Source organism: Pseudomonas sp. EGD-AK9 (assembly GCF_000465935.2).
Lineage (GTDB): Bacteria > Pseudomonadota > Gammaproteobacteria > Pseudomonadales > Pseudomonadaceae > Aquipseudomonas.
Genome location: NZ_AVOF01000176.1, coordinates 1 through 6975 on the forward strand (window position 1 = coordinate 1; position 6975 = coordinate 6975).

At 67.1% G+C, this 6975-nt stretch carries 7 protein-coding genes; 4 read left to right on the top strand and 3 right to left on the bottom strand.

Features of this window, described 5'->3' with window-relative positions:
- The 4 genes from N878_RS09720 to N878_RS09735 form a co-directional block, all read left to right on the top strand.
- A partial coding sequence (locus N878_RS09720) for a VWA domain-containing protein (RefSeq protein WP_021443473.1) occupies positions 1 to 1536 on the top strand: 1536 nt, incomplete at its 5' end.
- Positions 1533 to 2105, top strand: a complete 573-nt coding sequence (locus tag N878_RS09725; RefSeq protein ID WP_021443474.1) for an RNA polymerase sigma factor — start codon at positions 1533 to 1535, stop codon at positions 2103 to 2105. The genes N878_RS09720 and N878_RS09725, both read left to right, overlap by 4 nt.
- Complete coding sequence (locus N878_RS09730) at positions 2102 to 2785, top strand: hypothetical protein (RefSeq protein ID WP_021443475.1); 684 nt, start codon at positions 2102 to 2104, stop codon at positions 2783 to 2785. Before N878_RS09725 ends, N878_RS09730 begins: the two co-directional genes overlap by 4 nt.
- 162 nt (positions 2786 to 2947) lie before the next feature.
- Positions 2948 to 3373: a hypothetical protein gene (locus N878_RS09735; RefSeq protein WP_256218062.1), complete on the top strand. Its 426-nt coding sequence runs from the start codon at positions 2948 to 2950 to the stop codon at positions 3371 to 3373.
- Between the two features lie 47 nt (positions 3374 to 3420).
- Here the strand turns inward: N878_RS09735 and N878_RS09740 are convergent, their stop codons facing one another.
- From N878_RS09740 to N878_RS09750, 3 genes are all read right to left on the bottom strand, one after another.
- Positions 3421 to 5247 (bottom strand): long-chain-acyl-CoA synthetase, encoded by a 1827-nt coding sequence (locus N878_RS09740; protein ID WP_021443477.1) that lies wholly within the window; start codon positions 5245 to 5247, stop codon positions 3421 to 3423.
- Between the two features lie 291 nt (positions 5248 to 5538).
- Positions 5539 to 6363 (bottom strand): NAD(P)-dependent oxidoreductase, encoded by an 825-nt coding sequence (locus N878_RS09745; RefSeq protein WP_021443478.1) that lies wholly within the window; start codon positions 6361 to 6363, stop codon positions 5539 to 5541.
- Positions 6364 to 6423: 60 nt separating this feature from the next.
- The coding region (locus N878_RS09750) for a biotin/lipoyl-containing protein (RefSeq protein ID WP_031302962.1) at positions 6424 to 6975 on the bottom strand (552 nt) is incomplete at its 5' end.

Here is a 6975-nt window from a genome sequence, read left to right on the forward strand (position 1 = left end):
CGTGCCGAGCTGACGCGCAAGCGCGAGAGCCTACTGCCCAACCATGTCGCCCCTGTCCCCAGCCCCATGCTCGATACCTTGCCGCCGGGCTACCGCGACGTGGCGCGCGAGCAGTACCAGACCTACGCGGACAACCCGGTATTCGCCGTGGCGGAGACGCCGGTGTCGACCTTCAGCATCGACGTGGACACCGGCAGCTACGCCAACGTGCGGCGTTTCCTCAATGGCGGGCAACTGCCGCCGAAGGACGCCGTGCGCCTGGAAGAGCTGGTCAACTACTTCCCCTACGCCTACCCGTTGCCGCAGGGCGACGCGCCCTTCGGCGTCAGCACCGAACTGGCGGTGACGCCCTGGAATCCCGACACGCGCCTGCTGCGTATCGCCATCAAGGCGTCGGACCGCAGCGTGGATGAGCTGCCGCCGGCCAACCTGGTGTTTCTGGTGGATGTCTCCGGCTCGATGCAGCGCCGCGAAGGCCTGCCGATGGTGCAGGGCACCCTGAAACTGCTGGTCGACCAGCTGCGCCCGCAGGACCGCGTGTCGCTGGTCACCTATGCCGGCGCCAGTCAGGTGGTGCTGGACTCCACGTCCGGCAGCGACAAGGCGGCCATTCGCGCGGCGATCGACCAGCTGACCGCGGGCGGCTCCACTGCCGGCGAGTCGGGCATTCAGCTGGCCTATCGGCAGGCGAGCAAGCACCTGATCGACGGCGGCATCAACCGCATCCTGCTGGCCACCGACGGCGACTTCAACGTCGGCATCAGCGACTTCGACAGCCTCAAGCAACTGGCCGTGGACAAGCGCAAGAGCGGCGTGTCGCTGACCACCCTGGGCTTTGGCGTGGACAACTACAACGAGCGCCTGATGGAGCAGCTGGCCGACGCCGGCAACGGCAACTACGCCTATATCGACAACCTGCGCGAGGCGCGCAAGGTGCTGGTCGAGCAGCTCGGTTCGACCCTCGCGACTGTGGCCAGCGACGTCAAGCTGCAGCTGGAATTCAACCCGGCCGAGGTCAGCGAATACCGCCTGCTGGGCTACGAGAACCGTACGCTCGAGCGCGAGGATTTCAGCAACGACAAGGTCGATGCCGGCGAGATCGGCGCAGGGCATACGGTCACCGCGCTGTACGAGATCGTGCCGGCTGGTGGCAAGGGCTGGCTGGAGCCATTGCGTTATCAGAGCAGCATTCAACCGGCTGGAAAGAGCGGCGAGCTGGCCTGGCTGCGGATTCGCTACAAGGCGCCGGGGGAAGCGAGCAGTCGCCTGCTGGAACGACCCATTGCGCGCGACGAGGCGAAACCGGTTGCGGCCGCCAGCGAGGATCTGCGTTTCGCCGCAGCGGTGGCAGCCTTCGCCCAGCAGCTGAAGGACGGCCGTTACACCGGCGACTTCGATCTGGCGCAGAGCATCGCGCTGGCCCGCTCGGGCAAGGGCGAGGACAGTTTCGGCCTGCGCGGCGAGTTCATCCAGCTGGCCGAAATCGCCCAGAGCCTGCACACTTCCGGCTCCACTCCAGTACGAGTTCAGCAGTGAACGCACCCCTCACGGACGACGACGCCGCCCTGTTGCGGCGTTACCGCCGCGGCGACGCCGCGGCCTTCAATGCGCTGTACCAGCGCCATCGGCTGGGTCTGTTCCGCTTTCTGCTCGGCCTGTGCGGCGACCACGCCCTGGCCGAGGAAGTGTTCCAGGAAACCTGGATGAGCCTGGTGCGCAGCCAGAGCGAACAGCGCGAGGCGGTGCTGTTCAAGACCTGGCTGTACCAGATCGCCCGCAACCGGCTGATCGACCACTGGCGCAAGACTGGCAGGCACCAGGCCGGCCACGACGCGTACGATGAAGGCCAGCACGCCCAGGCGGACCCGCAGCCGGGCCCGGAGCAGCAGCTCGGCCTGAGCCGCGACAGCCAGCGCCTACAGGCCGCGCTGGCGGACCTGCCGGCCGACCAGCGCGAGGTGTTCCTGCTGCGCGCCCATGGCGACCTGGAACTGAACGAGATTGCCGAGTTGACCCGCACGCCGGCCGAGACGGTCAAGAGCCGCCTGCGCTACGCCCTGCAGAAACTACGCCGGCTGCTGGCCACCGAGGAGTTGTCCGCATGACCCACGATCGAGAAACACTGGACCACGAACAGGCGCTGCTGGCGCATTTTCGTGCCCATGGCGAAGGCGAACCCTCGGCCGAGCTGGACGCACGCATCCTGGCGGCGGCAAGCGCGGCCGCCCGTGAGGCGAAGCAGGCCGAAGCCGTCAGCGACAAGGCTGGCTGGCCGCAGCGTTTGCACCAGTGGCTGTTCGGTAGCGGCCGGCAGCGCTGGTCGGTGGCGGTAGCCGGGCTGGCCTGCGTCGGCATCGGCGTCAGCCTGACCTGGCGCACCCTGGAGCAGACTCCGGAGGCATTCGATGCCGTGCCGCCCAGCGTGGCCATGAGCCCAGCTGCGCCAGCCTCCGCGCCGATGGCGGCCAAGCGTGCTGCCGAGGGCGAGTCGGTGGCGCGCATGGCCGCTCCTGAGGAACGGATGAAGGCCGAGGTCATGGCACGCTTGGCGCCACCTGCCGCGATGGCCGACGCGCCGATGGCCAGCACCGCGGCCATATCGCCCATGGCCGAGTTGGTGAGCCAGAGCGAGCCGCGCGAGGCCTTGCTGCGTCTGCTGGAGCTGCGGCGTACGGGCAAGCAGGCCGAGGCAAAGCGTTTGCTGGAGCAGTTGCAGGCCGATTATCCGCAACTGGATATCGAAGCCGAGCTGAGCCATCTGGCTGCCGAGCCGCTTCAGGAATGAAGGGCGAGGTAAAAGTCGTGTAAGCCGGCTTGCCAGCCAGGCACGGGCAGGGGAGCATGAGCGCATCGTCGACCGAGTTACCCTTGTCCCATGATGCGTAAGTCCCTTCCGTTGCTGCTGTGCCTGGCTTGGCTGAGCGCCTGCGAGCGTACAGCGGAGCCCGTGGCGCAGCAGCCCGAGCCTGTTCCGGCGCCGCTTGCCGCGCCGGTCGAGGCGCCTGCAACCGAGGTTGCCAAGCCTGAGCCCGTCGAGCCGGCGTCGCCGGCCGAAGCCGCCGAAGTCAAACCAGCCGCGCCTGGCAAACCTCAGGCCGTTGCCAAGCCCAAGCCGGCCGCCGCGCCGCAGCTCAAGCCCGAACTCGAGCCGAAACCGGCGCTGGATCTGAGCGTGCCGCAGGAGCTGTTCGAGCAAGCGTTGGAGAGCGAAACCCGCGAGGAGCTCTCGCCACTGCTGCCTCCCCTGTTCGGCGACAAACCCGAGACTGTCAGCCCCTTCCAGCTCAGCGGTCGGCTGATCAGCAACGAGCGGGTGGACGACTACTGGGAGTCCATCGAAGGCGCCGAGTTGCAGTTCGAGTTCAAGCAGTAGCGCGGCCGGTGCGCGGCGCCCCCTAGCGCTTCCAGGCGTTCGAACGTTCAGAAGCGATAAGCCTGGCGCGCGATGGCCGCATGCAGCGCGTCATCCAGCGGCTGGAAGCTCGCCGTGCCGGGCAGGCGCACGTAGAGCGGCCCATCGACCCGGCTCGGGTCGTAGCCGGCCTGCTTGAGGTCGGTCTTCTTGTACTTGAAAGTGCCGGTGGTCTCCACCTCGCCGAGCAGGCGCACGAACAGCGGCGCGGCGTAGGCCGGCAGTTCGCGATCCAGGTGCGCGGCCAGTGCGGCGCCGTCCAGCTCAAAGCCAGGCGCCAGGCGCAGCGCGGCCATGCCGCAGCGGCCATTGGTACCGGGAATCTCCACACCGTAGACCACCGCGTCCTCCACCCCGGCGAAGGCGCCGAGCACGTTTTCCACCTCGGTGGTGGAAACGTTCTCGCCCTTCCAGCGGAAGGTGTCGCCGAGGCGGTCGACGAACTGCGCGTGCTTGCAGCCGATGTCGCGCATCAGGTCGCCGGTGTTGAACCAGGCGTCGCCCTTCTTGAACACGTCGCGCAGGATCGCCGCCTCGCTCTTGGCCGGGTCGGTGTAGCCGTCGAACGGCCACTTGGCACTGATCTCGCTGATCAGCAGACCCGCTTCGCCTTTGTCGGCCTTCTGCAGAAAGCCCTTCTTGCCGCGCAGCGGCCGGTCGTTCTCCAGGTCGTAGCGGACGATGGCATAGGTGGCCGGGGTGTAGCCGACGGTGTTGTCGAAGTTAAAGACGTTGGTGAAGCCGATATTGCCTTCGCTGGAGGCATAGAACTCGGTGATCTGCTCGACGCTGAAGCGCTGCTTGAATTCGGCCCAGATCGACGGGCGCAGGCCGTTACCGATCATGCAGCGCAGGCTGTTGTTCTTTTCGATGTCGGTTTCCGGCTGATTGAGCAGGTAGCGGCACAGCTCGCCGATATAGCCGAAGCAGGTAGCCTGGTAACGCGCCACGTCGCTCCAGAAGGCACTGGCGGAGAACTTGCGGCGCAGGGCGATGGCCGCGCCGCCGGCCAGGGCCGCGCTCCAGCACACGGTGACGGCGTTGTTGTGGTAACAGGGCAGGGTGAGGTAGAGCACGTCGCGCTCGTTCAGGGTCAGGCCGGAGTGGCCGAAGCCGCCGTAGGCCTTGATCCACTTGCCGTGGCTCATGATCGAGGCCTTGGGCAGGCCGGTGGTGCCGGAGGTGTAGATCAGAAAGCAGGGATCCTTCATCCGCACCAGGGCGCTGTCCGGCGGGTTGCCTTCGGCCTGGCCGCGTGCCAGCTGCATTGGGTTGCGCCAGCCGTCCGGCGCCTGCCCGGCGTCCTCCAGGCAATCCTGGTCGGCCACCCAGTAGCGCGGCGCATCGGGGTTATCGAGCTGCCCGGCGACCTCGGCGAAGGCCGCCTGCAGCTCGGCGCCGACCACCAGGAAGCCCGGCTCGACCAGGTTCAGGCTATGGGCCAGCACCTTGCCGCGCTGGGTGGTGTTGACCAGCGCGCCGACCGCGCCGAGCTTGCTCAGGGCGGCGAGGATAGCCAGCAGCTCCAGGCGGTTCTCCAGCATCACCGCAACCACGCTGCCGTGACCCACGCCCTCGGCCTTGAAGGCCCAGGCCAGGCGATTGGTCCAGGCGTTGAACTGGCGGTAGCTGAGCCGGCGTTGTTCGTCCAGCAGCGCCGGACGCTCGGGATGCAGCTGCGCGGCGCGCTGCAGCGCCCAGGCCAGCGACAGCTTCTTCTCGCGGTTGCGGATGCCGGCGTAGTACAGGCCGCGCAGCATGCGCGGCACGCGGGGCAGGTGCTGCGGCAGGTGGGCGAGGAAGCGAAAGGGCGAAATCAGATCGGCTTGGCTCATGGGGCTCGCACTTGAACTGTTATGAATTGGAGGCGAGTTCTGACTCTAGTCAGCCTGGCGCGCACCAGCCATGGCTCTGGTGCGTCCGGCGGCGGGCAGATCGGCAAATAGCCGAGGCTTTCGGTGAGCAAGTCGGCTGTCCGTAGCCCGGATGAAATCCGGGGGTGGCTGGCGCATTCTTCCCGGATTTCATCCGGGCTACGAAACCGAAACGACGTTCCCTTTCCCACAGCCCTTCTCCCAGGAATGGGAGAGGGGAGCAGAGTAGCGGCGATGCACCCAGTGGGGCGTTCAATCAACGAACAGGTCGGGTACCAGGCTGCCGCCAGCGGGATCGAAACGGTACTGCTCGAAGTCGGTGACGCCCCGTTCACGCAGGATGTCCTCGTCGATCAGCAGGCGCCCGGTGATGCTGCGGCCTTCGCTACTCAGGATGGCGTGGGCCGCATCGGCCATGATGGCCGGGCTGCGCGCGCGTTTGAAGGCGTCGCGGCTGCCCAGTTCGAACTCGATGGCGGCGGTGGCGATCATGGTCTTGGGCCACAGCGAGTTGACGCTGATGCCGTACTTCTTGAATTCCTCGTTCATGCCCAGGGTGAGCATGCTCATGCCGTACTTGGTGACGGTGTAGGGGCCGTGCTGGGCGAACCACTTGGCGTCGAGGTTGAGCGGTGGCGACAGGTTGAGGATATGTCCGCCGGGGCTCTTTTTCAGATAGGGCAGCGCTGCCTGGCTGCACACCATCACCGCGCGAGTGTTGATCTGGTACATCAGGTCGAAGCGCTTGGGTTCGAGCTTCTCCACGCCCACCAGCTTGATCGCCCCGGCGTTGTTGACCAGCGCGTCGATGCCGCCGAAGTGCTCGGCGGCGCGGGCCATGGCGGCGGCCACGGCCTGTTCGTCGCGCACGTCCAGTTGCAGGGCCAGGGCCTGGCCGCCAGCGGCCTCGACCTCGGCGGCGACGCTATGGATGGTGCCTGCCAGTTTCGGGTGTGGCTCGGCGCTCTTGGCCGCGATGACGATATTGGCGCCATCGGCGGCGGCCTTGAGGGCGATCTCGCGGCCGATGCCGCGGCTGGCGCCGGTGATAAGCAGGGTCTTGCCGGAAAGTGACATGGGCGTTCCTCTTGTTGTTCTAGTCGTAGGGTGGATGGATGAAGCGCCATCCACCCTACATCAGGCTTCTGCTGCTTCGATCTCCACCAGCAACTGGCGGTTCTTGACCTGGTCGCCCTGGCTCACGCCGACGCGGCGGACGATGCCGTCGACGCCGGCCTTGAGCGGGTGTTCCATCTTCATCGCTTCCAGTACCACCAGCAGCTGTCCCTTGCTTACGCTGGCGCCCTCGGCGATCAGCACGTCGACGATGGCACCATCCATCGGCGCCTTTACCGCGCCGCTGCTGGCGGCGTTCTGCCCGCCGGCCGGCTCGTGGGTGATGTCCTGCAGTTCCAGGTTGCCGTGTTCACCGTACAGCCACAGGCGCTCACCTTCGAGGTGGTAGGCCTGGCGGCGACGCACGCCGTCCAGTTCCAGGCTCAGCCAGCGGCCATCGCTGGCCAGCAGGCGCAGAGACAGCTGCTCCTCACCCCGACGCACGCGCAGCTGCGCCTGCGGGCCGCTGGTGATCACGTCCAGCTCCACGGCGTGCTTGTGTTCGCCCTGCTTGAGGACGAAGCGCCAGGGCGCGCTACCAGCGCTGCGCCAGCCGGCGAGGCCGGGCTGGTG